General features: G+C 55.8%; 25 protein-coding genes. 12 read left to right on the top strand and 13 right to left on the bottom strand.

Annotated elements, in window-relative coordinates; genetic code table 11:
- From metF to metB, 3 genes are all read right to left on the bottom strand, one after another.
- A partial coding sequence (metF, locus tag ENTHG_RS22445; protein WP_044185476.1) for a methylenetetrahydrofolate reductase occupies positions 1-630 on the bottom strand: 630 nt, incomplete at its 3' end.
- Positions 631-848: 218 nt separating this feature from the next.
- Positions 849-3,281, bottom strand: a complete 2,433-nt coding sequence (locus tag ENTHG_RS22440; RefSeq protein ID WP_044185473.1) for a bifunctional aspartate kinase/homoserine dehydrogenase II — start codon at positions 3,279-3,281, stop codon at positions 849-851.
- Between the two features lie 2 nt (positions 3,282-3,283).
- The gene (metB, locus tag ENTHG_RS22435; RefSeq protein ID WP_044185470.1) at positions 3,284-4,444 is read right to left on the bottom strand and encodes a cystathionine gamma-synthase; all 1,161 of its coding nucleotides are present in this window, start codon (positions 4,442-4,444) and stop codon (positions 3,284-3,286) included.
- A 275-nt stretch (positions 4,445-4,719) separates the two neighbouring features.
- Here metB and metJ point away from each other — a divergent pair, with 275 nt between their 5' ends.
- Positions 4,720-5,037: a met regulon transcriptional regulator MetJ gene (gene metJ, locus ENTHG_RS22430; protein WP_007369220.1), complete on the top strand. Its 318-nt coding sequence runs from the start codon at positions 4,720-4,722 to the stop codon at positions 5,035-5,037.
- Positions 5,038-5,093: 56 nt separating this feature from the next.
- Positions 5,094-5,702 (top strand): YiiX family permuted papain-like enzyme, encoded by a 609-nt coding sequence (locus tag ENTHG_RS22425; RefSeq protein ID WP_044185467.1) that lies wholly within the window; start codon positions 5,094-5,096, stop codon positions 5,700-5,702.
- Between the two features lie 417 nt (positions 5,703-6,119).
- Here the strand turns inward: ENTHG_RS22425 and ENTHG_RS22420 are convergent, their stop codons facing one another.
- Together ENTHG_RS22420 and rpmE are read right to left on the bottom strand one after the other, a co-directional pair.
- Positions 6,120-6,800: an oligogalacturonate-specific porin KdgM family protein gene (locus tag ENTHG_RS22420; RefSeq protein ID WP_044185465.1), complete on the bottom strand. Its 681-nt coding sequence runs from the start codon at positions 6,798-6,800 to the stop codon at positions 6,120-6,122.
- Between the two features lie 351 nt (positions 6,801-7,151).
- Entirely contained in the window at positions 7,152-7,364 is a 213-nt protein-coding gene (rpmE, locus tag ENTHG_RS22415) for a 50S ribosomal protein L31 (RefSeq protein ID WP_000715284.1), read from the bottom strand.
- A gap of 272 nt (positions 7,365-7,636) precedes the next feature.
- On the opposite strand from rpmE, the gene priA reads away from it, so the two are divergent.
- The 8 genes from priA (at position 7,637) to ENTHG_RS22375 (ending at position 16,692) form a co-directional block, all read left to right on the top strand.
- Positions 7,637-9,832 carry a primosomal protein N' gene (priA, locus tag ENTHG_RS22410; RefSeq protein ID WP_044185458.1) on the top strand — a complete coding sequence of 732 codons (2,196 nt, stop codon included), beginning with the start codon at positions 7,637-7,639 and terminating at the stop codon, positions 9,830-9,832.
- Between the two features lie 124 nt (positions 9,833-9,956).
- A complete protein-coding gene (gene cytR / locus ENTHG_RS22405) occupies positions 9,957-10,982 on the top strand; it encodes a DNA-binding transcriptional regulator CytR (protein ID WP_044185575.1) in 1,026 nt (341 codons plus the stop codon).
- 95 nt (positions 10,983-11,077) lie between these two features.
- Entirely contained in the window at positions 11,078-12,037 is a 960-nt protein-coding gene (gene ftsN, locus ENTHG_RS22400) for a cell division protein FtsN (protein WP_071825929.1), read from the top strand.
- A 90-nt stretch (positions 12,038-12,127) separates the two neighbouring features.
- Positions 12,128-12,658: an ATP-dependent protease subunit HslV gene (gene hslV, locus ENTHG_RS22395; protein WP_044185451.1), complete on the top strand. Its 531-nt coding sequence runs from the start codon at positions 12,128-12,130 to the stop codon at positions 12,656-12,658.
- Between the two features lie 9 nt (positions 12,659-12,667).
- Positions 12,668-14,002, top strand: a complete 1,335-nt coding sequence (gene hslU, locus ENTHG_RS22390; protein ID WP_044185448.1) for an ATP-dependent protease ATPase subunit HslU — start codon at positions 12,668-12,670, stop codon at positions 14,000-14,002.
- A gap of 66 nt (positions 14,003-14,068) precedes the next feature.
- Positions 14,069-14,998, top strand: a complete 930-nt coding sequence (menA, locus tag ENTHG_RS22385; protein ID WP_044185445.1) for a 1,4-dihydroxy-2-naphthoate polyprenyltransferase — start codon at positions 14,069-14,071, stop codon at positions 14,996-14,998.
- 92 nt (positions 14,999-15,090) lie between these two features.
- The gene (gene rraA / locus ENTHG_RS22380) at positions 15,091-15,576 is read left to right on the top strand and encodes a ribonuclease E activity regulator RraA (protein ID WP_044185442.1); all 486 of its coding nucleotides are present in this window, start codon (positions 15,091-15,093) and stop codon (positions 15,574-15,576) included.
- Between the two features lie 90 nt (positions 15,577-15,666).
- Positions 15,667-16,692, top strand: a complete 1,026-nt coding sequence (locus ENTHG_RS22375; RefSeq protein ID WP_044185439.1) for a hypothetical protein — start codon at positions 15,667-15,669, stop codon at positions 16,690-16,692.
- A 228-nt stretch (positions 16,693-16,920) separates the two neighbouring features.
- Here the strand turns inward: ENTHG_RS22375 and zapB are convergent, their stop codons facing one another.
- Positions 16,921-17,166 carry a septal ring assembly protein ZapB gene (gene zapB / locus ENTHG_RS22370; RefSeq protein WP_106403367.1) on the bottom strand — a complete coding sequence of 82 codons (246 nt, stop codon included), beginning with the start codon at positions 17,164-17,166 and terminating at the stop codon, positions 16,921-16,923.
- 518 nt (positions 17,167-17,684) lie between these two features.
- Here zapB and ENTHG_RS22365 point away from each other — a divergent pair.
- Positions 17,685-18,530 (top strand): MIP/aquaporin family protein, encoded by an 846-nt coding sequence (locus tag ENTHG_RS22365; protein WP_044185437.1) that lies wholly within the window; start codon positions 17,685-17,687, stop codon positions 18,528-18,530.
- Positions 18,531-18,551: 21 nt separating this feature from the next.
- Positions 18,552-20,060 (top strand): glycerol kinase GlpK, encoded by a 1,509-nt coding sequence (gene glpK / locus ENTHG_RS22360; RefSeq protein WP_044185435.1) that lies wholly within the window; start codon positions 18,552-18,554, stop codon positions 20,058-20,060.
- A gap of 45 nt (positions 20,061-20,105) precedes the next feature.
- On the opposite strand, the gene ENTHG_RS22355 is transcribed toward glpK, so the two are convergent.
- From ENTHG_RS22355 to cpxP, 7 genes are all read right to left on the bottom strand, one after another.
- Positions 20,106-21,410, bottom strand: coding sequence for an SLC13 family permease (locus ENTHG_RS22355; RefSeq protein ID WP_044185432.1), 1,305 nt, complete (start codon positions 21,408-21,410; stop codon positions 20,106-20,108).
- A 73-nt stretch (positions 21,411-21,483) separates the two neighbouring features.
- Positions 21,484-22,239: a CDP-diacylglycerol diphosphatase gene (locus ENTHG_RS22350; RefSeq protein WP_044185429.1), complete on the bottom strand. Its 756-nt coding sequence runs from the start codon at positions 22,237-22,239 to the stop codon at positions 21,484-21,486.
- Between the two features lie 135 nt (positions 22,240-22,374).
- Positions 22,375-23,364 carry a sulfate ABC transporter substrate-binding protein gene (locus ENTHG_RS22345; RefSeq protein WP_044185569.1) on the bottom strand — a complete coding sequence of 330 codons (990 nt, stop codon included), beginning with the start codon at positions 23,362-23,364 and terminating at the stop codon, positions 22,375-22,377.
- Between the two features lie 149 nt (positions 23,365-23,513).
- Positions 23,514-24,476, bottom strand: coding sequence for a 6-phosphofructokinase (pfkA, locus tag ENTHG_RS22340; RefSeq protein ID WP_044185426.1), 963 nt, complete (start codon positions 24,474-24,476; stop codon positions 23,514-23,516).
- A 202-nt stretch (positions 24,477-24,678) separates the two neighbouring features.
- Positions 24,679-25,563 (bottom strand): CDF family cation-efflux transporter FieF, encoded by an 885-nt coding sequence (fieF, locus tag ENTHG_RS22335; RefSeq protein ID WP_044185423.1) that lies wholly within the window; start codon positions 25,561-25,563, stop codon positions 24,679-24,681.
- 199 nt (positions 25,564-25,762) lie between these two features.
- The gene (locus tag ENTHG_RS22330) at positions 25,763-26,062 is read right to left on the bottom strand and encodes a TM2 domain-containing protein (protein ID WP_044185420.1); all 300 of its coding nucleotides are present in this window, start codon (positions 26,060-26,062) and stop codon (positions 25,763-25,765) included.
- Between the two features lie 292 nt (positions 26,063-26,354).
- Entirely contained in the window at positions 26,355-26,846 is a 492-nt protein-coding gene (cpxP, locus tag ENTHG_RS22325; protein ID WP_044185565.1) for a cell-envelope stress modulator CpxP, read from the bottom strand.
- Positions 26,847-26,933 lie beyond the last annotated feature (87 nt).

The following is a 26,933-nucleotide window of genomic DNA, read 5'->3' as shown; positions in this document are numbered from 1 at the left end:
GCCCGGAATGATCTCTACGTCGATACCGGCAGAAACGCAGCGGTCACGAAAACGCAGGTAGCTTTCCACGTCAAAGAAGAATTGAGTAATCGCGCGATTGGCCCCCGCATCAACTTTACGTTTCAGATTAAGCAGGTCGGCCTGGGCGCTTTTCGCCTCCGGGTGCACTTCCGGGTAGGCGGCAACGGAAATATCAAAATCCGCCACCTCTTTCAGCAGGGTCACCAGATCCGCGGCGTACATATCCGGTTTGCCGCCGCCGGGCGGCAGATCGCCGCGCAGGGCCACAATGTGGCGTATGCCGTTATTCCAGTAATCCCGCGCGATAGCGCGAAGCTCATCACGGGTGGCGTCAATACAGGTCAAATGAGGTACGGCCTCAAGGCCGGTACGCTCTTTAATACCTTTGATAATGCTATGAGTACGGTCGCGCTCGCCGGAGTTGGCGCCGTAGGTGACGGAGACAAACTTCGGTTTGAGGCTGCTCAGGCGATCGATAGAGCTCCATAAGGTCTGTTCCATTTCACTGGTGCGCGGCGGGAAAAATTCAAATGAAACATTAATCTGCCCGTGCACTTCCGCCAGGCTCTGATTCAGGGCTTCCCGCTGGTTGGCGTGAAAAAAGCTCATACCTTACCTCATCAATCGCATGTTGTTATTTATTATACTGTGAACATCTATCCGTTTAGACGTCCAGATGTAAAAATGACGGAAAAGCGGCCGGGCGTCAACCGGAAAATCATCATAATGCGTGAGGAATGTTCAGCGAAGGTGAAAAAAATTCAGGATGGAAGAGGCAAACTCGCGCTGCTCCCCTCTCCCACAGGGAGAGGGGAAAAACATAATGATTACAGTAGCTGCGCCAGGCGGTTGATATCCGACTGAATCGCCCCGGCGGTCACGTCGCGCCCGGCGCCCGGCCCGCGGATCACCAGCGGATTATCACGATACCAGCGGCTTTCAATGGCGAAGACGTTATCGCACGGCAGCAGCGCCGCCAGCGGATGCTCAGGGCGCACCGCCTCCACGCCGACGCGCGCCTTGCCGTTGGCGTCGAAACGCGCCACGTAGCGCAGCACCAGCCCCAACTCACGCGCTGCCTCCAGGCGCTGCACCATCTGTTCGTTCAGCTCATCGCCGTTTTCGAAGAAATAGTCGACGGACCCCTCTTCACAGCCTGCTGGCACCAGCGACTCCACGCGCACCTGATCTGGCTCGATGTCATAACCCGCCTCGCGCGCGAGGATCACCAGCTTACGCATGACATCCTTTCCGGACAGGTCAACGCGCGGGTCCGGCTCGGTCAGCCCCTGCTGCCACGCCTGATCCACCAGCTCAGTAAAGGGCACGGTGCCGTCGAACTGCAGGAACAGCCAGGAGAGCGTGCCGGAGAAAATACCGCTGATAGAGAGAATGCTGTCGCCGCTGTCGATCAAATCCCGCACCGTATGGTTAACCGGCAGGCCTGCTCCCACAGTGGCGTTATAGAGCCAGTGGCGGCCGGTCTTCTCAAAAGCGTCGTGGATCTGGCGATACTTATTACTGTCGCTCGCGCCGGCCAGTTTATTGGCGCTGATAACATGAAAACCGTGGCTGGCGAAATCAAGATACTGGTCGGCGAGCTGCGCGCTGGCGGTCACATCCAGTACCACGAGATCGTCGTAGGGGTGAGCGCGCATCCACAAAAACAGCGACTCTTCATCCTGCTCGATGGCTTCATCGTTAAAGAATGCCAGCGCCCGGCTGGCGTCGAGGCCGTCATAGCTCAGCAGGCTGCGGCGGCTGTCCACCACGCCCGCCAGCACGAACTCAAACCCGGTACGCGCGGAAAGCGCGCTCTGCTCGCGGGCGAACAGCTCCAGCCAGCGGGAGCCGATATTGCCTTTACCGAACAGCATCAGCCCAATACGTTTTTCCGCGCGGAAGACAGACTGGTGCAGCCCCTGAATCAGGCTCTCCGTCGGGCCGGTACGCAGCACCGCCACCAGGCTGATGCCCTCTTCCGACTGCCAGGTAAACTCCACCGGCTGGCCTTTCAACTGCTGCCAGAAACGGTGGCAGTGGAGCGGATTGCGGGTAACGCCCGCCCCCACCATCGCCACCAGCGCCAGCCCCTGCCGCAGGCGCAGTTCGCCCGGCAAGCCTGCCTCATCAAGGATTTTTAACGCGCTGTCGGCTACCTCAGAGGTGTAGCAGAACTGCAACAGCTGGCGATCGTTATGCACGCCAACCGCCAGCGGGCGCACCTGCGCCCGTTTCAGGATCAGATCGACATCTTTCCAGGCCAGGCGGAAATCCTGTCCGGCGGGCACCTGGAACTCAATCAGGCAGACATCATCATGGCTGGTGACAATACGCGCGCCGGTGCCGGAGGCCAGCACGCGCTCAATACGCGTGGAACCCTGTTCCGGGCTGTAGCTGCAGCGCAGTTGCAGATCGATATTGCTGCCGGAAACGGGTTGCAACGTGCGGGTATGCAACACCGGCGCGGCAAGACGCGCCAGCTCGCTGGCTTCGTCCAGGCGCAGCAGCGGCAGCAGGCAGGCATCTTTAACCTTACGCGGGTCGGCGCTGTAAACCCCGGCGACATCGCTCCAGATGGTCACGCGGGAAACGCCGCCCAGCGCGCCGATCTGCGTGGCGGAGTAGTCGGAACCATTACGCCCCAGCAGCACGGTTTCACCCGCGTTGTTGCGGCTGATAAAGCCGGTCACCACGATACGTTTGCCCGGATGCTGCACCAGAAGCTGCTGCAATAGCGGGTATGATAAACCTTCATCAACCTGTGGCTGCGCGGCTCTTTCAGCACGCAAGAACTCCCGCGCATCGAGCCACTGCGCCTCCAGCCCCTGCTGGTTGAGCACGGCGGACATCAGCCTGGCGGACCAGATCTCTCCGTGCCCCACCACTTCGGCATATACCGCATCGGTAATGCCGCTATCCAGCAGGCCAGCCAGCCGCTCCAGATCGCGGATAAATTCGCTGGTCAGCCCATCGGCCACGTCGGCGGGCAGCAGCCCGGCGATCAGTTCACTCTGATAGCGGCGTAAGGACTGTTGAACCTGATGCGCAGAGAGCCGATCGGTCTGGCTTAATTTAAGCCAGCTAATCAGCTGGTTAGTGGTACTGCCCGCGGCTGACACAACCATCATATCGCCAGGCTGTGAATACTCCGCCATGATATTCGCTACCCGCAGGTAACACTTCACATCGGCCAGACTACTACCACCAAATTTGTGCAGTTGACGCACTGTCGCCCCTGCCTGCGCATTAACACTCATTTTTAACCCTCAGCTGCGACCCGGAAGCCATTTTCCAGATCGGCAATTAAATCTTCACCATCTTCAATGCCGGTTGAGATGCGTAACAGCGTCTCGGAAATCCCGGCGGCGGCGCGCGCTTCCGGCGCCATACCCGCGTGCGTCATGGTGGCGGCGTGGGAAATCAAACTTTCAACCCCACCTAAAGATTCCGCCAGCGTAAACAGTGACAGCCCGCTTAAGAAGCGACGCAGCGTTTGCTCATCGCCATCCAGTTCAAAACTCAACATCGCGCCAAACCCTTTTTGCTGGCGCGCGGCAATCTCGTGCCCCTGGTTATCCGGCAGAGAGGGATGATACAGCTTCTTCACCAGCGGCTGCGTCTTAAGAAACTCGACAATAGCCTGAGCGTTGCGCTGGGCCGCTTCCATCCGCGGCGAAAGCGTTCTCAGGCCGCGCAGGAGCAGGTAGCTGTCAAACGCGCCGCCGGTGACGCCGATATTATTCGCCCACCATGCCAGTTCGGTGACAAGCTGCGGATCTTTGGCAATCACCACCCCGGCCACCACGTCGGAATGGCCGTTCAGGTATTTAGTACATGAATGCAATACCAGATCCGCTCCCAACGCCAGCGGATTTTGCAGCGCCGGGCTCAGGAAGGTGTTATCCACCACGCTGACCGCGCCTGCTTCACGGGCGAGCTGACAGATTTTCGCAATATCCACGACGCGCAACAATGGGTTGCTGGGACTTTCCACCAGTACCAGCTTCGGTTTTTGCGCCAGCGCATCTTTTAGCGCCTCTTCATCGCCCTGATCGACAAACAGCACCTTATAGCAGCCGCGCTTTGCCAGGCTATCGAACAGCCGGTAGCTGCCGCCGTAGCAGTCATGCGGGGCCACCAGCAGATCGCCGGGCTTAAGAAAGACGGTGGTAACCAGGTGAATCGCCGACATGCCGGTATTGGTCAATACCGCGCCCGCGCCCCCTTCCAGCTCCGCCAGCGCCCGCTGAACGACATCGCGCGTTGGGTTGCCGCGACGGGAATAGTCGTGGGCGCGCGGTTCATTGAAGCCGGTGAAATTATAGGTACTGGAGAGGTGAATAGGCGGGACAACGCAACCGTACTGCTCGTCATCATTTAATCCGCTGCGCACTGCGATGGTGGCCTGTTTACGCGTCATGGTGAAGGCTTCCTGGCTTAATGGATGAAAAGGCAGGCCTCAGAGTAATCATTACATGAATGGACGTCAATACATCTGGACATCTAAACTTCTTTGCGTATAGATTGAGCAAACGCAGAATAGCCGTTAAAATTATATGCTTTAGTACGGCTTCGCGGCGATACACCGTGTCAGGATAGTGACTCTGCGGTAAACTACGCGAGATTACGGTTCGTACCCGGCGTTTAAGCAGGTGCAGACCTTTTATTAATGACTGAGAGGATTAAAGGTATCTCATGGCTGAATGGAGCGGCGAATATATCAGCCCATACGCTGAGCACGGTAAGAAGAGTGAGCAAGTAAAAAAAATTACGGTTTCCATTCCTCTGAAGGTGTTAAAAATCCTCACCGACGAGCGCACCCGTCGTCAGGTTAACAACCTGCGTCACGCCACCAACAGCGAGCTGCTGTGTGAAGCGTTTTTGCATGCGTTCACCGGCCAGCCTCTGCCCAACGATGAAGATCTGCGTAAAGAGCGCAGCGATGAAATCCCGGAAGAGGCGAAAGTGATTATGCGCGAATTGGGTATCGACCCCGATACGTGGGAGTACTGATAATCAGGGCGGCTCAACGGATGTGAGCCGCCTTGCTCATTTGCAGGGACGGATAAATGAAAACCGGCTTTATACTTTTCTGGCTTCTCACGCCATTTTTTGCCCATGCTTACGATCCGCAAACGGGCGACATCATTTTCCAGATCTCCCGCTCTTCACAAAGTAAAGCCATTCAGCTGGCGACCCATTCAGACTACAGTCACACCGGGATGGTAATAATCCGCAATAAAAAACCTTTCGTCTTTGAAGCCGTCGGACCGGTGATTTACACCCCGCTGCAAAAGTGGATTGCCCGTGGCGAAGATGGCAACTATATCGTCCGGCGCGTACAGGGCGGGCTGTCGGCCCGGCAGCAGCAAAAGCTGGCGCAAACGGCAACGCGCTTTCTCGGCAAACCTTACGACCTGCTCTTTTCCTGGAGCGATGAGCGCCAGTACTGCTCCGAAGTGGTGTGGAAAGTGTATGACCGTGCGCTGGGGATCCAGCCGGGTAAATTGCAGAAATTGAAAGAGTTTGATCTGAGTTCGCCGGTGGTTCGCGCCAAACTCAACGAGCGTTATGGGCGCAACATTCCGCTAAACGAGACGGTAATCTCGCCGCAGGCGCTCTTTGATGCACCGCAGCTGGAGACGGTTGCAAAGAAATGGCCACTGTTTGCATGGTGATACAGATACTGCCTGTGGTAGCCCGGATAAGGCGTTGCGCCGCATCCGGGAGTCCCGGGTGCGCTGTTGCTTACCCGGGCTACGCCGTTCCATGAGTTCTTGTTGGCTTTGTCAGCAGCCTGAATCAGAAGCGCGTCACCTCAGGGTGAACTTCCGCCAGTGAAGTGAAATAAGACACAACAACATTTTTGAGTGCATTCAGCATTTTTATTACCTTTCACGCGTTGTTTAACGAGTCTTTCGCTGTGAAAAGCATAGGCCTCTTTACCCAGACAGGCAAGAAATATGTGACACACATCACAAAATAACTACCTCCGGCGGGTAACCAAAACATTCTCTTCATCGCCCGCTAAAAATAAAAAAATACGACGGCAAATTATTACCGTCGTACTGGCTAAGACACAGACAGAAAGGGAATTAGAAATTATAACCGAGACCAACACGATAACGCGTTTGCCGATCGTCGGTAGTAGCCCCGTTATATCCAGAGGAGACGTTACCCACTTCGGCAAAGGGCACCCAGGAACCTATCTTATAGGCAATGCGGAAATTATATTCATAATCCGTTTTGCTGTTATTATAAATATTTTCATTCTCAGCAAATTTATAAAAACCGTTTAATTCAAACATCCAGTTATCAATATTGTAACCAATCCACGCTTCCGGGCGGCTTAAATGACGATCGTCCCGTCCTGGCGCATTACGACGCGCATACTCATAACGGTAACGGAAGGCGGTCCACCAGTTGTCGTTGATGTTGTACTGAACGCGGATATACGGCTTATAAATCGCGATGTTATCGCCGGTTTCTACGGCAATCCCCGGCTGCCAGATCAGGTCGCTCCATGTCGTCTGGTAGCTGGCGGTATATTCAACGCCATTGGATTCTATATCATTAAGCGGCTTTTTCGGCTGGGCATCATCAGAACGTGAAATACCTTCTACTGCCACACCAAAACCACTGGCAAAGCGCTGCGACATATATACACGATCGTAGTTACGGCCATCATCATAATATTCATGACGATAATCAACATAACCGGCATGAGCGGTCCCTGCCAGCACCGGCAGCAACAAAAGCGCATACTTCAGCTTCATGGAAATTCCTCTTTGACGTAAATTTCAAAAATGAAAAAGCGTGTAGCTATGAATTCCCAGGCCAGCACAACAAGTGAAATACAGCTACAAATTACGAATATCGTATTAACGTCAGGAATTGTATTTTAGTGTAAATGGGCAAACCTTTTTATTTTTGCCAGCGTTTGGATTTTTTGGCAGAAATTCAAAGATTAATCAGCGCCAGTTCACCAACTGAAACAATAGGCCTTTAAAAAAGAAACGATGTATCAAAAACCAGCTACGGGGACCGACTGAAAGGGTGACGCAGGGAGGAGAAGCAGATGACGGGCACAAAAAAAGCGCCTTGCGGCGCTTTTTTCGTCTGGCAACTTATTTGCTGCCCGGGATGCTGAAGCGTTTGTTGAAACGCTCAACACGACCACCGGTATCAACAACACGTTGTTTACCAGTAAAGAACGGGTGGCATTTGCCGCACACGTCCAGGTTCAGGTCGTGACCCACGGTGGAGTGGGTTTTGATCACATTACCGCAAGAGCAAGTTGCAGTAATTTCTACGTAATTCGGGTGAATACCTTTTTTCATGGGAAACCTCAGTTTAAGGCCGCGTCGCTCTTCCAGCCCTAACGCCAGACACCACGCGAGTTAATAATTTCCCCGTTGTCTCTCACACCGCTGATGCGTTAGCCACATTCAGGAAGCGGGAAATTCTCGGGCAATAAGTAGTCCTCTGCTGCGTGAATACGCAACAAAGGCGGCGAATCATACAGAATTTAACCAGCAGATGCAAACTGATCCGCGCCCTGCCTTTAACAATGTGTATACTATCCCGCCAGTTTTCAAGTCAGGATCGTAAGATGCCCGTTGCCCGCGTAGCGTTGCCCGTACCTTTACCCCGCACGTTTGATTACCTGCTGCCAGACGGCATGGTCGTCAGCGCGGGCTGTCGTGTGCGGGTGCCGTTCGGCACGCAGCAGCGGGTAGGCATTGTGGTCGCCGTCAGCGACAACAGCGAACTGCCGCTCAGCGAGCTAAAAAGCGTGCTTGAAGTGCTGGACCACGAGCCGGTCTTTTCCGGCCCGGTATGGCGGCTTCTGCTGTGGGCGGCGGACTATTATCACCATCCGATTGGCGATGTGCTGTTTAACGCCATCCCCGTGCTGCTGCGCCAGGGCAAACCCGCCAGCGCCGCGCTGCAATGGTTCTGGTTCGCAACGGAACAGGGCCAGGCGGTGGATATCAATAGCCTGAAACGCTCCCGTAAACAGCAGCAGGCGCTGGCGGCGCTGCGTCAGGGGCGGATCTGGCGTCACCAGGTGGCAGAACTCGATTTTAACGAGGCCGCGCTGCAAGCGTTGCGCGCCAAAGGGCTGGCCGAGCTGAATAGCGAAGCGCCCGCTTACCGCGACTGGCGTCAGGGGTTCTCCGTTTGCGGCGATCGCCTGCGGCTCAACACCGAGCAGGCCACGGCGGTAGGCGCTATCCATAGCGCGGCGGACCGCTTCTGCGCCTGGCTGCTGGCGGGGGTCACCGGCTCCGGCAAGACCGAGGTCTACCTGAGCGTGCTGGAAAATGTGCTGGCGCAGGGGAAGCAGGCGCTGGTGATGGTGCCGGAGATTGGCCTGACGCCGCAAACCATCGCCCGCTTTCGCGAACGTTTCGCCGCTCCGGTAGAGGTGCTGCATTCCGGCCTCAATGATAGCGAGCGCCTGTCGGCATGGCTGAAAGCCAAAAATGGCGAAGCGGCGATTGTCATAGGCACCCGCTCCTCCCTCTTCACGCCGTTTAAAAACCTGGGCGTTATCGTTATTGATGAAGAGCACGACAGCTCCTACAAGCAGCAGGAAGGCTGGCGCTACCACGCCCGCGATCTGGCGGTATACCGGGCCCATAGCGAACAGATTCCGATTATTCTCGGTTCGGCCACTCCCGCGCTGGAAACGCTCCATAACGTTCGGGCGCGAAAATACCAGATGCTGCGTCTTACACGCCGGGCAGGCCACGCGCGACCGGCCCTGCAACACGTTCTCGATTTAAAAGGCCAGTCCCTGCATGCGGGGCTATCTCCCGCGCTGATCTCCCGCATGCGCCAGCATTTGCTGGCGGAAAACCAGGTCATTTTATTTCTCAACCGCCGCGGGTTTGCGCCCGCCCTGCTGTGCCATGACTGCGGCTGGATAGCCGAATGCCCGCGCTGCGACCACTACTACACGCTGCATCAGGCGCAGCACCAGCTGCGCTGCCACCATTGCGACAGCCAACGTCAGGTGCCGCGGCAGTGTCCTTCCTGCGGTTCCACGCACCTGATGCCGGTCGGGCTGGGCACCGAACAGCTTGAGCAGGCGCTCGCTCCGCTGTTTCCCGACGTTCCGCTCTCGCGCATCGATCGTGACACCACCAGCCGCAAAGGCGCGCTGGAGCAGCATCTGGCCGAGGTGCATCGCGGCGGCGCGCGTATCCTGATTGGCACGCAGATGCTGGCGAAAGGACACCATTTCCCGGACGTGACGCTGGTCGCGCTGCTGGATGTCGATGGCGCGCTGTTTTCCGCGGATTTTCGCGCCGCCGAGCGTTTCGCGCAGCTCTATACCCAGGTTTCGGGCCGGGCCGGGCGCGCCGGAAAACAGGGCGAGGTCATCCTCCAGACGCACCATCCGGAGCACCCTCTGTTGCAAACGCTGCTACAGAAAGGGTATGACACCTTCGCCGGGCAGGCGCTGGCGGAGCGACAGACGCTCAATCTCCCCCCCTGGACCAGCCATGTGCTGATCCGCGCCGAAGATCATAACAATCAGCAGGCGCCGCTTTTTCTACAGCAGCTCAAAAACCTGCTGCAGGCCAGCCCCCTTGCCGACGCCCATCTGTGGGTGCTGGGCCCGGTACCGGCGCTGGCGCCTAAACGCGCCGGGCGCTGGCGCTGGCAACTGCTGCTCCAGCACCCTTCACGCGCGCGCCTGCAGCAAATCGTCAGCGGCGCGCTGCTGCTTATCAACACCTTGCCCGAAGCCCGGAAAGTAAAATGGGTGCTGGATGTGGACCCCATCGAGGGGTAAGGTTGCGAGGCACCTCGAAAAATTTAACTTTCATCACATTTTCAATGAAAATTCTGTAACCGATAACGTTAACTATCTGATAAAAATGTGTCTGCGCCTGCGCCGCGCATGCGAGGAGAAGAAGGTGAAGACCAGGAATCAGGTTGCAGCCGCGACCATGAAAGATGTTGCCGTGAAAGCGAAAGTATCCACGGCAACGGTGTCCCGTGCGTTAATGAATCCCGATAAAGTGTCGCAGGCTACCCGTAACCGGGTAGAGCAGGCGGCGATGGAAGTAGGCTATTTGCCGCAGTCGATGGGGCGAAACGTTAAACGCAATGAATCGCGGACAATCCTGGTGATTGTGCCGGATATTTGCGATCCCTTTTTCAGCGAAATTATTCGCGGCATCGAAATTACGGCCGCCGGGAATGGTTATCTGGTGCTGATTGGCGACTGCGCCCACCAGAACCAGCAGGAAAAAACCTTTATTGATTTGATTATCACCAAGCAGATTGACGGCATGCTGCTGCTGGGTTCGCGCCTGCCTTTCGACGCCAGCATTGAGGAACAGCGCAACCTGCCGCCGATGGTGATGGCCAACGAGTTCGCCCCGGAGCTGGAGCTGCCGACCGTACATATCGATAACCTCACCGCCGCTTTTAACGCCGTGAACTACCTGCGCGAACAGGGGCACCAACACATTGGCTGTATCGCCGGGCCGGAAGAGATGCCGCTGTGTCACTACCGCCTGCAGGGCTACGTACAGGCGCTGCGCCGGTCGGGTATCACGGTCGATCCCCACTATATCGCGCGCGGCGACTTCACCTTTGCCGCGGGCAGCCATGCCCTTGAGCAACTGCTGGCCCTGCCGAAACCGCCGACGGCGGTCTTCTGCCATAGCGACATCATGGCGCTGGGGGCGTTATCCCATGCCAAACGTCAGGGCCTGCGCGTCCCGCAAGATCTGTCTATTATCGGTTTCGATAACATCTCGCTGGCGGAATTTTGCGACCCGCCGCTGACCACCGTTGCGCAGCCGCGCTTTGAGATTGGCCGTGAAGCGATGCTTTTATTACTGGAGCAATTGCAGGGGCATACGGTAAGTAGCGGCTCGCGTCTGCTGGATTGCGATCTGATCATCCGCGGCTCGACGCAAGCATTGACGTAAATCAGTTGGTTTATCGGACTCCGTTGTCTGGTCAAAAGCCCGTCGCTTAAGTAACATGGCGGACCGATAAACGAAATAAATACAGCGAAACGATAGTGGCACAACGAGATTATGTACGCCGCAGCCAGTCGGCTCCTTCGCGGCAAAAAAAAGGTAGCTCAAGGAAGAAACAGCGCAAGGTATCTGCGGTCTCGCCCGCAATGGTCGCGATTGCCGCCGCGGTGCTGGTAGCCTTTATCGGTGGCCTGTACTTTATTACTCATCATAAAAAAGAAGAGTCTGAGACGCTGCAAAGCCAGAAGGTGACGGGCAACGGCCTGCCGCCTAAGCCGGAAGAGCGCTGGCGCTATATTAAAGAGCTGGAAAGCCGCCAGCCTGGCGTACGCGCGCCGACGGAACCCTCCGCAGGCGGCGAGGTGCAAAACCCGGATCAGCTGACTAACGAACAGCGCCAGCTGCTGGCGCAGATGCAGGCGGATATGCGCCAGCAGCCTACGCAGCTGAACGAAGTGCCGTGGAACGAGCAGACACAGGAACAGCGCCAGCAAACCCTGCAACGCCAGCGTCAGGCCGCCCAACAGCAACAGTGGAATAACACACAGGTGGAGCAGCCCGCGCGCGCGCAACCGCGCGTGACCGAACCGCCGCGCGCCACGCAAACGCCGCCGCGTCAGACGCAGCAGCAAAAAACCACCGCCAGCCAGCAGCCGTACCAGGATCTGCTGCAGACGCCTGCGCATAATACGGCCTCCGCGCCGAAAACCCAGCAGGCCGCTCCCGTCACCCGTGAAGCGGATACGCCGAAACAGACGGCGGAGAAAAAAGACAGCCGTCGCTGGATGATTCAGTGCGGTTCGTTCAAAGGCGCAGAGCAGGCGGAAACCGTGCGCGCTCAGCTGGCGTTTGAAGGCTTCGACTCCCGCATTACCAGCAATAACGGCTGGAACCGTGTGGTCATCGGCCCGGTAAAAGGCAAAGAGAACGCCGACGGAACGCTAAGCCGCCTCAAGCTCGCTGGCCACGCAAACTGCATCCGACTCGCCGCCGGGGGTTGAAACCCCCAAAATCCCCCCCATCTATATTTGCATTCTGCCCCGTACCTGTACGGGGCGCATATTCTGCTTTAGTAACCAGGGGGTCTGCTCGTGACAACAATAGTAAGCGTACGCCGTAACGGCCAGGTCGTTATCGCTGGTGATGGCCAGGCGACACTGGGCAACACCGTAATGAAAGGCAATGTGAAAAAAGTTCGCCGTCTGTACAACGACAAAGTCATTGCGGGCTTTGCAGGCGGTACGGCGGATGCGTTTACCCTGTTTGAACTTTTTGAACGCAAGCTGGAGATGCACCAGGGGCACCTGGTTAAAGCCGCCGTTGAGCTGGCTAAAGACTGGCGTACCGATCGTATGCTGCGCAAACTGGAAGCCCTGCTGGCGGTTGCCGACGAAAACGCGTCGCTTATCATCACCGGTAACGGCGACGTTGTGCAGCCAGAAAACGATCTGATCGCGATTGGTTCCGGCGGTCCGTATGCCCAGGCCGCGGCCCGCGCCCTGTTGGAAAATACCGACATGAACGCGCGCGATATCGCGGTGAAGGCGTTGGATATTGCAGGCGATATCTGCATTTATACCAACCACAACCACACCATCGAAGAATTGTCCTCCAAGGCGTAAGGATTCCCCATGTCTGAAATGACCCCACGCGAAATTGTCAGCGAACTGAACAAACACATTATCGGTCAGGATGCGGCGAAGCGTTCCGTGGCGATTGCCCTGCGTAACCGCTGGCGTCGTATGCAGCTTGATGAGGAGCTGCGCCATGAAGTCACGCCGAAAAACATTCTGATGATCGGCCCAACCGGTGTGGGTAAGACTGAAATTGCCCGCCGCCTGGCCAAGCTGGCCAACGCGCCGTTTATCAAAGTTGAAGCGACGAAGTTCACCGAAGTGGGCTACGTTGGGAAAGAAGTGGACTCCATCATCCGCGATCTGACCGATGCCGCTGTGAAAATGGTGCGCATGCAGTCTATTGAGAAAAACCGCTACCGTGCCGAAGAGATGGCCGAAGAGCGCATTCTCGACGCCCTGATCCCCCCGGCGAAAAACAACTGGGGCCAGCCGGAAGCGCAGTCTGAGCCTTCTGCCGCGCGCCAGTCGTTCCGCAAAAAGCTGCGTGAAGGCCAGCTCGACGATAAAGAGATCGAAATTAATCTCGCCGCTGCGCCGATGGGCGTAGAAATCATGGCGCCTCCGGGCATGGAAGAGATGACCAGCCAGCTGCAGTCGATGTTCCAGAACCTGGGCGGACAAAAGCAAAAGCCGCGCAAGCTGAAAATCAAAGACGCGATGAAGCTGCTGATTGAAGAAGAAGCGGCGAAACTGGTCAACCCGGAAGAGCTGAAACAGGAAGCTATCGACGCGGTTGAGCAGCACGGCATCGTGTTTATTGATGAGATCGATAAAATCTGTAAGCGCGGCGGCAACAGCTCCGGCCCGGATGTCTCCCGCGAAGGCGTACAGCGTGACCTGCTGCCGCTGGTGGAAGGCTGCACCGTCTCCACCAAGCACGGGATGGTGAAAACCGACCATATTCTGTTTATCGCCTCCGGCGCGTTCCAGGTGGCAAGCCCGTCCGATCTGATCCCGGAATTACAGGGCCGTCTGCCGATTCGCGTGGAGCTTCAGGCGCTGACCACCAGCGACTTTGAGCGCATCCTCACCGAGCCTAACGCTTCCGTGACCGTTCAGTACAAAGCGTTGATGGCGACCGAAGGGGTAAACATTGAGTTTACCGACGACGGCATCAAGCGCATTGCCGAAGCGGCATGGCAGGTGAACGAAACCACCGAGAACATCGGCGCGCGCCGTCTGCACACCGTGCTGGAGCGCCTGATGGAAGACATCTCTTATGACGCCAGCGATCTCAACGGCGAAACCGTTATCATCAACGCAGAGTACGTGAGCAAACACCTTGATGCGCTGGTGGCAGATGAAGATCTGAGCCGTTTTATCTTATAATCGCGGCCACAACGTTTTCATCATCTCGATGGGGGCTTATGCCCCCATTTTTTTTAGCGGGTAATTATGACTGACTCACAACCCCTGAGCCGCACCCAGGCCTGGCTGGAAAGCCTGCGCCCGAAAACCCTGCCGCTGGCGTTTGCCGCCATCATCACAGGGACCACGCTGGCCTGGTGGCAGGGTTTTTTCGATCCGCTGGTTGCCATCCTCGCATTAACCACCGCCGGGCTGCTGCAAATTCTCTCTAATCTGGCCAACGACTATGGCGATGCGGTAAAGGGCAGCGATAAGCCTGACCGGATCGGCCCGTTGCGCGGGATGCAGAAAGGGGCTATTTCCCTGGCGCAAATGAAGCGCGCCCTTATCCTCACCATTGCGCTAAGCTGCATTTCCGGGCTGCTGCTGCTGCTGGCGGCCACCCAGACGCTGGCGGATTTTATGGGATTCGTGGCGCTTGGCGTGCTCTCTATCATCGCCGCGATTACCTACACCATCGGCAAACGGCCTTATGGATATATGGGGCTTGGCGATGTCTCCGTGCTGGTTTTTTTTGGCTGGCTGAGCGTCATCGGCAGCTGGTATCTGCAGACGCATATGCTGATGCCTGCGGTTATTCTTCCCGCTACCGCCTGCGGCCTGCTGGCGACAGCAGTGCTGAATATCAATAACCTGCGCGATATCGAAAGCGATCGGCAAAACGGCAAAATCACTCTCGTGGTGCGTCTGGGCGCGGTAAATGCGCGGCGCTATCATGCCTGTCTGCTGGCGGGCGCCTTGCTCTGCCTGGCGCTTTTTAACCTGCTGTCGCTGCAAAATGTCTGGGGCTGGTTATTTTTGCTTGCCGCGCCGCTGCTGTTTAAGCAGGCGCGTTATGTGCTGCGTGAGCGTGACCCCAGAGCGATGCCGCCAATGCTGGAGCGGACGGTAAAAGGCGCATTGCTGACTAATCTGTTGTTTGTTGTCGGGATTTTCTTAAGTGAAGCCGTTTTTTAACTGACGAAGGTCAATTAACATTTGATGATTTTGCCAACAACGCGTGATGCGCGATATACTGACTATTCTCGCAGCAACTGAACGTTAAGCCTATGAAATACGATACGTCTGAGCTCTGTGACATCTACCAGGAAGATGTCAACGTCGTGGAACCCCTGTTCTCCAATTTTGGCGGGCGGTCGTCGTTTGGCGGTCAAATCATCACGGTGAAGTGTTTCGAGGATAACGGGTTGCTCTACGATCTGCTCGAAGAGAATGGCCGTGGTCGCGTCCTGCTGGTCGATGGCGGCGGTTCGGTACGTCGCGCGTTAATCGATGGTGAACTGGCGCGCCTCGCCGTACAGAACGAATGGGAAGGTATTGTCGTCTATGGCGCAGTCCGCCAGGTAGACGATCTGGAAGAACTGGATATCGGCATTCAGGCGATTGCCGCTATTCCGGTCGGCGCCGCGGGCGAAGGCATCGGCGAAAGCGATGTCCGCGTCAATTTTGGCGGGGTCACCTTCTTCTCTGGCGACCATCTCTACGCCGACAATACCGGCATCATCCTTTCCGAAGATCCGCTGGATATCGAATAAGACACGTAAAAAAAGGCGGAGCGTTCCGTCTTTTTTATATGGCGGCCAGGATGGCCACCAGAAATTAAGACAAGCAAAAGGAGTCATTGCTTGCAGGAAGCTCTCTATTTCATCAGCTTTGTTTCTGTTGCATGGCTGCTGTACAGCACCTTTCGCATTCTTCTCTTTTCTCCCCCGCCTTTTATTCTGGCCGTAACAGTACGTCTGGGCATCGCCATAGCGATCTTTTTTGCCGCGATCTCCCTGCCGCACAACCCGGCCACGCTGAAAAAAGAGTACAGGCAAGCGGTGGGTTATCCCTCAACACGCCTGACATTGCAGTTCGCCAGCCTGAGCGACGCGCAAAAAAAGCAGGTTGTGGACGAATTACAAATCTACTTTGCCGACAGCCAGCAGCAGCTGACGGTCACCCGGAAAAAGCCGGTAAAAAACCGAACCTCAATGGAGATCGCCAACCCTCAGCGCGCCATTAAAACCTGGCACGATACACTTCCGAACCGTTACCGCTGGCAGGGAAACCAGTTAATCATCGCCACCGGCAGGCCGCTAGACAAAGAAGAAGCGGATGCGCTGGAGAGCACGCTGGCGCTGGCGTTAAAACCAGACCCGGACGAAAAACGCTACGAGGCGCGTTTTGTTTTGTCGTCCGCTTTACCTGCCGATACCAACATGTGGCAAATGCTGTTGCGCGAAGAGATGGAGGCATTGCCATTAGCCTTTTCTTCCGGCGCTGAAATGAAGGTTGTTAACGCCCCCTGCCCTAAAAATATGGCCGTGCTGTGCAAAACGCGCTTTTCCTGCCTGTTACCGGTTACCATGCCGCTTCCCCCCGCCACAACGATGGCGTGGCTGGCCATCAATCACGATGAACCCATTTCGCTTTTGGGTACGGTAGGGGAAGAGAAATACCCGCTATTTATCAGCAAGGAAGACGGAAAGGCGACACCCTTTTTGGTGTTGTCAGCGGATAACCGCGAGGGGAACAGGGAGCAGATTTGCGAGCGGCAGAAACGCTATTTTATGGCGCGCCATTTTTCAGGCGGTTCGTTTTCACGCCTGATAAGCCAGACGCTGGAAAGCTATCATCTGGAACGTCACGTGGTGTTCCGCCCCTGATTCGTCGAGCCCGGATAAGGCGTTCGCCGCATCCGGGAATCCCGGGTGCGCTGCGCTTACCCGGGCTACAAAGCCAGCGCAGCGACAGCGCAAAAGTGAAGTATTACGCGAAAGATTTTGCGTTGTAGCAAGGCGGCAAGAGAGCAAATCCCCAGGAGCATAGATAACTATGTGACTGGGGTGAGCGAGCGCTGCCAACGCAGCAACAGCGCAAAAGATGAAGCGTAATCAGACCTCTTCCATACGCCCAAGTAGAGCCTGCAGCCGCTCCTGCCAGCCATTCTGCTGTTCACGCAGGTGGTGGTTTTCGCGCTCCAGCTCCTCGCGGCCGTGTTGAGCAGACTGCACTTCCTGGGCCAGATTGTTGTTCTTCTCTTTCAGCTCTTCGATTTCCATCTGCAGCAGCGTGATGGTATCAATCGCCTGCTGTACTTTTGCTTCCAGTTTCTCAAAAACTTCTAATGACATCGTCATACCTCTCCTGAATTGCAAGGCGTTGATGGATAGCTATACCCGTCATACTTCAAGTTGCGTGTGCGTTGGCTTTCCTGCAACTCGATTTATTTTGGATATATACCACGGCGGGTAAATCCTCGGTCCGTAAACGGCGACGCCTTAATAAATTAAGCGCACGGTCTTAACACCCGATTGTATGAAGCCCTAAAGCCCCTGTCCAGCGACAACCCGCGCAGATCGCGCTTTGCAACACTTTTCAGGTTATGCCTGGTGCATTTCGCGCTTCAATCCTTAATTGTTACCGCATTGGTTACAAAATTGATTCTTCCCGCCCTTCCCGCTCATTTCTTTACCGCTCATAAACAGGTCGCATAGCGCGAAAACGCTCATTTTATTGACACAGCACACACATTTAACGTTCGATATTTCTCGTTTTTGTTCGTTAACGATAAATTAACACTATGTCTACATGACATCATGGATTTCTACGATCTCCATGCAAACAATAACCATTAAACTCTTTGCAGGATCCGATTATGAGTCAAACCTCAACCTTAAAAGGCCAGTGTATTGCCGAGTTTCTCGGTACCGGGTTGTTGATTTTCTTCGGAGTAGGGTGCGTAGCAGCCCTGAAACTGGCTGGTGCCAGCTTCGGACAGTGGGAGATCAGCATCATCTGGGGTCTTGGGGTGGCGATGGCCATCTACCTGACCGCGGGGGTTTCCGGCGCGCATCTTAACCCGGCAGTGACCATCGCATTGTGGCTGTTTGCCTGCTTCGACGGGCGCAAAGTTGTACCTTTTATCCTTTCTCAGTTTGCCGGCGCGTTTTGCGCGGCCGCGCTTGTTTACGGGCTTTATTACAATCTTTTCTTCGATTTCGAGCAGACGCATCACATGGTGCGCGGCAGCGTCGAAAGTATTGATCTGGCTGGCATCTTTTCAACATACCCCAACCCGCATATCAATTTTGTGCAGGCCTTCGCGGTTGAAATGGTGATTACCGCTATCCTGATGGGCGTCATCATGGCGCTGGGTGATGACGGCAACGGCATTCCGCGCGGCCCGCTCGCGCCGCTGCTGATTGGCCTGCTGATTGCCGTTATCGGCGCGTCGATGGGCCCGCTGACCGGTTTTGCCATGAACCCGGCGCGCGATATCGGCCCTAAAGCCTTCGCCTGGCTGGCAGGTTGGGGTAACGTCGCCTTTACCGGCGGTAAAGATATCCCTTATTTTCTGGTGCCGCTGTTCGGCCCGATTGTCGGCGCATCGCTTGGCGCCTTCGGTTATCGTAAGCTGATTGGCCGCCATTTGCCCTGCGACGTCTGCGCCGTGGAAGAGAAAGAGACCACCGCCACCGCACAACAAAAAGCTTCGCTGTAATGTGACTACGGGACATAAATCATGACTGACAAAAAATATATCGTTGCGCTCGACCAGGGCACCACCAGCTCCCGCGCCGTCGTAATGGATCATGACGCCAACATCGTCAGCGTTTCGCAGCGCGAGTTCGAGCAGATCTATCCGAAGCCAGGCTGGGTTGAGCATGACCCGATGGAAATCTGGGCAACGCAAAGCTCCACGCTGGTAGAAGTACTGGCGAAAGCCGACATCAGTTCAGATCAGGTGGCGGCAATTGGCATCACCAACCAGCGTGAAACCGCCATTGTCTGGGAGCGCGAAACCGGCAAGCCTATTTATAACGCCATCGTCTGGCAGTGCCGCCGTACCGCCGACATCTGCGAGCAGCTTAAACGTGACGGTATGGAAGAGTATGTGCGGAAAACCACCGGCCTGGTGATCGACCCCTACTTTTCCGGCACCAAGGTAAAATGGATTTTGGACCATGTTGAAGGCTCCCGCGAGCGCGCCAAACGTGGCGAACTGCTGTTCGGCACCGTAGACACCTGGCTTATCTGGAAAATGACCCAGGGCCGCGTGCATATTACCGACTATACGAACGCCTCCCGCACCATGCTGTTTAACATTCACGAGCTGGACTGGGACGACAAGATGCTGGACGCGCTGGATATCCCCCGCGCCATGCTGCCGCAGGTACGCAAGTCATCCGAAGTTTACGGCCAGACCAATATCGGCGGTAAAGGCGGCACGCGTATTCCCATCGCCGGTATTGCAGGCGATCAGCAGGCGGCGCTGTTTGGCCAGCTGTGCGTAAAAGAAGGGATGGCGAAAAACACCTACGGCACCGGCTGCTTTATGTTGATGAACACCGGCGAAAAAGCGGTGGCTTCCGAGCATGGCCTGTTAACCACCATCGCATGCGGCCCGCGCGGAGAGGTAAATTACGCCCTTGAAGGGGCGGTCTTTATGGCGGGCGCCTCCATTCAGTGGCTGCGCGATGAGATGAAGCTTATCAGCGACGCCTTCGACTCGGAGTATTTCGCCACCAAAGTGAAAGACACGAACGGCGTGTACGTCGTGCCCGCCTTTACCGGTCTGGGCGCGCCCTACTGGGACCCGTATGCCCGTGGCGCGATTTTCGGCCTGACCCGTGGCGTCAACGCTAACCACATCATCCGCGCCACGCTGGAATCTATCGCCTACCAGACGCGCGATGTACTGGAGGCGATGCAGGCGGACTCCGGCATTCGCCTGCATGCCCTGCGCGTGGACGGCGGCGCGGTGGCCAATAACTTTATGATGCAGTTCCAGGCGGATATCCTCGGCACCCGCGTAGAGCGCCCGGAAGTGCGTGAAGTCACGGCGCTGGGGGCAGCCTACCTTGCCGGTCTGGCGGTAGGCTTCTGGCAAAACCTGGACGAACTGCACGAGAAAGCGGTCATTGAACGCGAATTCCGCCCGGGCATTGAAACTACCGAGCGTAACTACCGTTATGAGGGCTGGAAAAAAGCGGTGAAACGCGCGATGGCGTGGGAAGATCGCGACGAGTAATCGTCTGCCCCTCTTCGTGAACGGAGAGGGGCACTTCTTATACGTTTACAACCGCCCCAGTACGGTAAACCAGAGATAATCCAGCGGCAGCAGCACCAGATACGTTGCCAGCGCCAGCGCAATACAGAGCAGCATTCCCGCTTTAGCTGGCACCTTCCCTAGCCCCATCGCAACCACAATCGGCGACGCCTGATACGGCAGCAGAGGCGTCGAATAACCCAAAACCTGAATCATAATGACGCTCAGCAGCGGAAAGCCGGTGGCTTGCGAAAAGCTCTGGGCCAGGGTGGTATAGAGCGCCGGTACGCCGTTTGCGGTCATGATGAAATTGAGCGCCGTGGTGATACCCGTCAGCGCCAGGAAGCTGGTAAAGGGGTTAGCCGGGTCCAGCGGCATGACGTGCAGCAACGCATCCCCCACCGCGCCGCCAATCCCGGTCTGGGTCACGGTAATCGCCAGCCCCAGAATGCCCGCGACATAAATGCAGGTGCGGATATTTACCCCGCTGGAAAACTCATCGCCGCTGATAAAACCGATACGCGGCAGCATCACCACGACCGATGCCGCCAGCCCCGTCCAGGCCGGGCCGATGCCGTGCCAGCTTTCGCTCACCCACATGATGAGCACCAACGCCAGCAGCCAGGCAAGGCGCTTTTCGTCCCGGCTCATGGGAGCAGGCGGGGTAAGATCCTTTGGCGCATGGGGTCGACCGGGAAAAAGCCAGCAGATAAGGCCAATCAGAATCAGCCCTTTCAGAATGCCAAGCACCGGCGTGTGTAAAAGCAGATAAGGCACATAGTTGAGATGAATGCCGTATGAGCCTTCTGCCGCCCCGCTCATCACCAGGTTAGGCACGTTAGCGGGCAGAATGGTCGCCGATAGCTGAAAAGTGCCAAACCCGACCGCCAGCGCCAGCCCGTACCACGCGCGCGTGCCTTCGTTAATCCCGGCGCGCCCCGCCATTGCCGCCACAATGGGCATAAGCAGAGCGATACGGCCCATATTGGACGGCATGACAAACGCCAGCGCGTAGGTCAGCAGCACCACGCTCGCCACCATCAGCGGCCAGGAATGGGTAAGCCTGGCGGAAAGCGCTCTGGCCGCCCGGTCCGCCAGCCCGGTTTTACGGATGGCGACGCCCAGCACAAAGCCGCTGAACACCAGCCAGAAAGCCGAAGAGGCAAAGCCGCCAAAGATGACTTCCGCCGGCGCGATTTTCGCCACCATCGCCGCCGTGAAAAAGAGCAGCGCAGTGATAAATTCCGGCAACAGCGACGTCGCCCACAGCACAATGGTGATGCCGATAATCACGGCGGGTAAAAACAACGGGTGAGTTAACCAGAGCGACATACCTGTCTCCAGGAGAAATTTTCAGCAAGTCTACGGCGGCGGACTGGTCACGTAAACGCCAATTCTGGTGGGGCTATTTGAGTATTGCGCACTGATGATCCTGCAGCGATTCGGCGTATCCCCGGTTGAGCGTTAGCAGGTTACGCTCCGTTGCCAGCAGTACGAATGAGCCATCGGTCTGCTGCGCCAGCGCCAGCGCATAGCGCCCCATGCGCTCACGGGCGCCTGAAACCTCTTCGGCCAGCATTAAAAAGGGGCTGCGCTGTACCAGTTCCGCGCCGGTAACGCGGCGCGCCAGCCAGGTATGCCCGGCAAGACCGCCCGGAAAGGCAAGCCACTGGCTGCTGATGCGCGATGCCTGTTGATCCAGTTTTGCGCGTACCTCTTGCCGCAGGCAGGAAATATGAATGTGCAAATGGTTCTGGGTGCGGCCCGTACGCGAATTGATGGTCAGCGCAATGGCATTATCGGGCACCGCATCGCCTCGCGCCTTGCTCAACACGCTGCGCGACTGCCAGGCCTGCCAGAAGAAATTGGCCGTCTGCGGTTTAAGCAACAGCGGGCTCTCAATGCCGTTGATGCGCCAGGTGGGCAGCAGCAGATATTGCAGCGGCCCGTTACGATCTTTAAGCAGCGCATAGCCGTTACGGAGATTCACCTGCGCACAGGGGGCCGGCGCCTGGTTATCCCGTTCATTTGGCACACACTCATCAAGAACAATCTGGCGAAGCCGATCCCGCTCGCTGCTGTTCCACCAGTAACCGCCGCCTGCGGCTGCTAACACCGCAGCGGCCGCCAGCGAGAGTAAAATCAGACGGGCTGTCTTCATTGTTCGCTCCTTGCCGGGGGAACAGGAAGCATAGCCCAGAGTTGGAAAGGGATAAAATGAAAGCGGCACGAAGTAGCCCGGCTAAGCGCACCCGACATGCCCGGATGCGCTTAGCCGGGCTACCTCGCCAGATGATTAGCGTTTACTGATTTGGTCGAAGGTGCCGCCGTTAGAGAAGTGCTCTTTTTGCGCTTTCGTCCAGCCGCCGAAGACATCGTCGATAGTGAACAGCTTAAGCTTCGGGAACTCGCTCTCATATTTCGCCGCAACGGCTTTGTCCCGCGGACGGTAGAAGTTTTTCGCCGCAATTTCCTGCCCTTCCGGCGTGTAGAGATAGTTCAGGTAAGCTTCGGCGACTTTTTGCGTGCCTTTTTTCTCTACCACTTTATCCACGACGGAGACGGTGGGTTCCGCGAGAATAGACTCGCTTGGGGTAACGATCTCAAACTTGTCTTTACCCAGTTCGTTGGTGGCCAGCAGCGCTTCGTTTTCCCAGGCGATCAGCACGTCGCCAATGCCGCGCTCAACAAAGGTGTTGGTTGCGCCGCGCGCGCCGGAGTCCAGCACCTCTACGTTTTTAAACAGCGCCTTGACGAATTCCTGCGCTTTTGCCTGATCGCCGCCGTTCTGATGCAGAGCGTAGCCCCAGGCCGCCAGATAGTTCCAGCGCGCGCCGCCGGAGCTTTTCGGGTTCGGCGTAATGACCGACACCCCTGGCTTGATTAAATCATTCCAGTCGTGAATCTGTTTCGGGTTTCCTTTGCGCACCAGGAAGACGATGGTGGAGGTATAAGGCGCGGAGTTGTCCGGCAGACGCTTGATCCAGTTTCTGTCGATACGGCCACGTTCGGCAATCGCATCCACGTCATAAGCCAGCGCCAGGGTGACCACATCCGCCTCAATGCCGTTGATAACGGAGGTCGCCTGTTTACCAGAGCCGCCGTGCGACTGGCGAATAACAACGTTATCCCCGGTCTCCTGCTTCCAGTGCGCGCTGAACGCTTTGTTGTACTGCTCGTACAGCTCACGGGTCGGGTCATACGACACGTTTAAAAGCTGAATATCTTTCGCCAGCACGCTGCCGGAAGCCAGCAGCAAAGTTAGTCCCACGCCCCATTTGTTCATCGCCCGCATCTCTTATGTTGTGTTGTGATGAGCAAAGCGTGCCAGAAAGGCGTCCAAACATTAAAGAATAAAAAAAGATTGGCTATAACAGGCAGGAATAACGAAAGGCAGAAAAATGCCCCTCTCCCGACAGGAGAGAGGCAGTAAAATTAATACAGTTTTTTAGCGCACTCGAGCCAGTCGCCTTTGAACGGACGCTTCATATTTTCGATAGCGTCGATGATGTCATGGTGCACCAGTTTTTCGTTCTGAATACCTACGCAACGGCCGCCGTGGCCCTGCAGCAGCAGTTCAATGGCGTATGCGCCCATACGGGAAGCAAGAATGCGGTCGTAAGGAACCGGCGAACCGCCGCGCTGGATATGGCCCAGTACGGTAGCACGGGTTTCACGCTGCGTTTCAGATTCAATATATCTCGCCAGCTCATCGATATCACAGATATGCTCGGTAATCGCCACGATGGCGTGTTTTTTACCTTTCGCTATACCGGCTTTGATCTCTGCCACCAGGTCTTCACGGCTGAATTCGACTTCCGGCAGTACGATAAACTCACAGCCGCCTGCGATAGCCGCCGCCAGGGTCAGGTCGCCGCAGTAACGGCCCATCACTTCCACAATGGAGATACGCTGGTGGGAGGAGGAGGTGTCACGCAGGCGGTCAATCGCCTCTACCACGGTATCCAGAGCAGTGAAGAAGCCGATGGTGTAGTCGGTGCCGGCAACGTCGTTATCGATAGTGCCCGGCAGGCCGATGCAGGGGAAACCCATTTCGGTCAGGCGCTTCGCACCCATGTAAGAGCCGTCGCCGCCGATAACAACCAGCGCGTCGATGCCACGCTTCTTCATGTTCTCAATAGCCACGGCGCGGACGTGCTCTTCGCGGAATTCCGGGAAGCGGGCTGAGCCCAGGAAGGTACCGCCGCGGTTAATCATGTCCGACACGCTATAGCGGTCGAGTTGGATCATGCGGTCTTCATACAGGCCGAGATAACCATCATAAATACCCGCTACTTCCAGACCTTCTGTCAATGCCGCACGGACCACGCCACGGATTGCCGCGTTCATGCCCGGCGCATCACCGCCGCTTGTCAACACACCGATTTTTTTAATCATGACTACCTCTGAACTTAGGAATGCAAAATATGTTCTGTTTGGCCTTAACAGCTCCCATTGGGAGCTAACAACGATGCTGCAATTATTATCTCAATTCGCCATTGCTGAATTGATTCAGGTCAGCCCATGTGGCGGTAATTTATACACAAAACCGGGCGTGACTCACTTATTTTTACAACAGATTACGACAGCTTCTACGCGCTTATCGTCCTTGAGGTACAACTGAACAGGGATCCTGATGGATGATGACATCCGCGCCGGGGAAACGGCGCAGAATGGCCTGCTCCACATGTTCGGCCACTATATGCGCCTCAACCAGCGGGAGGTTATCATCCATTTCTAAATGTATTTGAATAAAGCGGGTCGGCCCTGACTGCCGCGTGCGAAGATCGTGCGCGCCGCTTACGCCGGGCCAGGAGGTGACAATCGCGAAAATCTCCTGGCGCTCCTCGTCGGGCAGGGCGCGGTCGAGTAATGCCTGAACCGCTTCATAGCCCATGCGTAGGGCACTGTACAAAATATAGCTGCCGATCCCTAGCGCAAATAGTGCGTCTGCACGATGCCAGCCGTACCACGACAGCCCAAGCGCAATCAAAATAGCGCTGTTCATCATAACATCAGACTGATAATGAAGCATATCTGCCCTCACCGCCTGACTCTGGGTTTTTCGCACCACCCAGCGCTGAAAGGTGACCAGCATCACAGTACAGATTAACGCAATCACGGTAACAACCACGCCAATTCCCGGCGCGCGCATCGGCTCCGGGTTGGCCAGGTGCTGGATACCGGTCAAAAAGAGAAACAGCGCCGAGCCGGAAATAAACATACTTTGCGCCAGCGCCGCCAGCGATTCCGCTTTGCCATGCCCGAAGGTGTGCTCATCATCAGCCGGTTGCAGAGAGTAACGCACCACCAGCAGGTTGGTGAGCGACGCGGCGATATCCACCAGTGAATCCACCAGTGCCGCCAGGATACTCACCGAACCGGTGTACCACCATGCAAAAATTTTAATGAGTAATAATGACGAGGCCATGATGGTCGCAGCAATTGCCGCGCGGCTGACCAGCTTTCCATAAGTTTGATTCATAAAGGCTCCCACAGGCTACTGTGGGTAGTATAACGAAGGCCATAAAAGAAAAGAAAAATCAGGCTGCGGGTTTAAATACGAAGCCCCACATTATGTGGGGCCAGTGCAGGGGTAAGGGGTTTATACAAGAGCGACTTATCTTTCACCACCACCAGCAGTACAAACGCTCCGTTGGCAATGTTAACCTCCCCTCGCCCGCTTATTTATCGTATTTACGCGCAAAGTCTTCATCCGACATGCACAGCAGCAGGATGAATTCAACAAACGCAACGATCGCCGGAATCATGGTCCAGAAGAAAATTAAGTACACAATTCCCTGGCCCACGCGTCCTAAATAAAACTTATGCGCCCCGAACCCACCTAAAAAGAACGCTAACAACGCGGCTGAAATTCTGCTTTTTGAACTGCCGTCGCGTTGTGAAGCGCCACAGTGCGGGCAGGAAAGGGCGGTTTCGTGAATCTCTTTACCACAACCCCGACAAAAAACCATACTAGCCATAAATGTAAATCCTTTTAATATAATCCATGTGAATAAATAAGCTATAATTATCAATAGTATATAGTTATTTTGTCACTAATTGTCTTGTTTACGATCAATATTAAGAAACAAAATTTCTATTGGATGAATACGGGTCGATTACGCAAAATTTTGCCCAATTCAGTGGGTAGGGTTTTAGCGGACTAATGAAGAGAAATTTTTACGAAATTCAGGCAAAAAAACCCCCACATCATGTGGGGGAAGACAGGGATGGTGTCTATGGCAAGGAAAACAGGGTTCATTACTGGGAACGCTAGTTACTACTACGACTTAACATTTTCAACGGCGAACTTTGCTGCATTTGCGCTACTTCACGCAGCTGAACCATCCGTTGCTGGTGTTTCTGCTGTAAAACCGCTTGCTGCTCAGGCGTAAGCAGGTGGTACATCTGGTTGCGGACTTTCGCCATCTCAACCTGACGACTTATTTGCTCCTGCGCCATTTTTTCTGCCTGGGCGCGCACAGCGCTTTCATCAAAACTTTCTGCGGTGACAAGGCTATGCATTGTCTCCATTTCGCTAACATTAACAGGAGGCTGATCGTGCCGCGCCTGCTGCATTAAATCTCGCATTTGTTGACGCTGTTGTTCAGTTAAATGGATGCCGTCAAACATATGGCTCTGGCCAGTACGGTGCGCGAGAACCTCAGTCGGGTGCCAGTTATCGCCTGTTACGACTTCAGCAGCCTGGCTAAAAGCACTTAGCGCCAGTGTTGAGGCCATGACGGCAGCGGTAACTTTGCGCATCATTTGCTCCCAAAAACTTTCTGTATCGCGAATCAACGAGAATCAGTCTACGATTCAGGCTGCAAACATGCGTCAGGGGGTGTAAAA

This window comes from Phytobacter massiliensis JC163 (genome assembly GCF_000321045.1).
GTDB classification, from domain to species: Bacteria; Pseudomonadota; Gammaproteobacteria; order Enterobacterales; family Enterobacteriaceae; genus Phytobacter_A; species Phytobacter_A massiliensis.
Note: the sequence above shows the minus strand (reverse complement) of the source record. Positions and strands in the feature narration are given on the sequence as shown.

Coding starts and splice junctions, on each gene's coding strand:
- hslU (WP_044185448.1), top strand. CDS start 12,668: ATGTCTGAAATGACCCCACGCGAAATTGTCAGCGAACTGAACAAACAC.
- metJ (WP_007369220.1), top strand. CDS start 4,720: ATGGCTGAATGGAGCGGCGAATATATCAGCCCATACGCTGAGCACGGT.
- ENTHG_RS22420 (WP_044185465.1), bottom strand. CDS start 6,800: ATGAAGCTGAAGTATGCGCTTTTGTTGCTGCCGGTGCTGGCAGGGACC.
- glpK (WP_044185435.1), top strand. CDS start 18,552: ATGACTGACAAAAAATATATCGTTGCGCTCGACCAGGGCACCACCAGC.
- ENTHG_RS22425 (WP_044185467.1), top strand. CDS start 5,094: ATGAAAACCGGCTTTATACTTTTCTGGCTTCTCACGCCATTTTTTGCC.
- pfkA (WP_044185426.1), bottom strand. CDS start 24,476: ATGATTAAAAAAATCGGTGTGTTGACAAGCGGCGGTGATGCGCCGGGC.
- fieF (WP_044185423.1), bottom strand. CDS start 25,563: ATGAATCAAACTTATGGAAAGCTGGTCAGCCGCGCGGCAATTGCTGCG.
- ENTHG_RS22345 (WP_044185569.1), bottom strand. CDS start 23,364: ATGAACAAATGGGGCGTGGGACTAACTTTGCTGCTGGCTTCCGGCAGC.
- zapB (WP_106403367.1), bottom strand. CDS start 17,166: ATGACGATGTCATTAGAAGTTTTTGAGAAACTGGAAGCAAAAGTACAG.
- menA (WP_044185445.1), top strand. CDS start 14,069: ATGACTGACTCACAACCCCTGAGCCGCACCCAGGCCTGGCTGGAAAGC.
- ENTHG_RS22350 (WP_044185429.1), bottom strand. CDS start 22,239: ATGAAGACAGCCCGTCTGATTTTACTCTCGCTGGCGGCCGCTGCGGTG.
- cpxP (WP_044185565.1), bottom strand. CDS start 26,846: ATGCGCAAAGTTACCGCTGCCGTCATGGCCTCAACACTGGCGCTAAGT.
- rpmE (WP_000715284.1), bottom strand. CDS start 7,364: ATGAAAAAAGGTATTCACCCGAATTACGTAGAAATTACTGCAACTTGC.
- ENTHG_RS22330 (WP_044185420.1), bottom strand. CDS start 26,062: ATGGCTAGTATGGTTTTTTGTCGGGGTTGTGGTAAAGAGATTCACGAA.
- rraA (WP_044185442.1), top strand. CDS start 15,091: ATGAAATACGATACGTCTGAGCTCTGTGACATCTACCAGGAAGATGTC.
- metB (WP_044185470.1), bottom strand. CDS start 4,444: ATGACGCGTAAACAGGCCACCATCGCAGTGCGCAGCGGATTAAATGAT.
- ENTHG_RS22440 (WP_044185473.1), bottom strand. CDS start 3,281: ATGAGTGTTAATGCGCAGGCAGGGGCGACAGTGCGTCAACTGCACAAA.
- ENTHG_RS22355 (WP_044185432.1), bottom strand. CDS start 21,410: ATGTCGCTCTGGTTAACTCACCCGTTGTTTTTACCCGCCGTGATTATC.
- ENTHG_RS22365 (WP_044185437.1), top strand. CDS start 17,685: ATGAGTCAAACCTCAACCTTAAAAGGCCAGTGTATTGCCGAGTTTCTC.
- priA (WP_044185458.1), top strand. CDS start 7,637: ATGCCCGTTGCCCGCGTAGCGTTGCCCGTACCTTTACCCCGCACGTTT.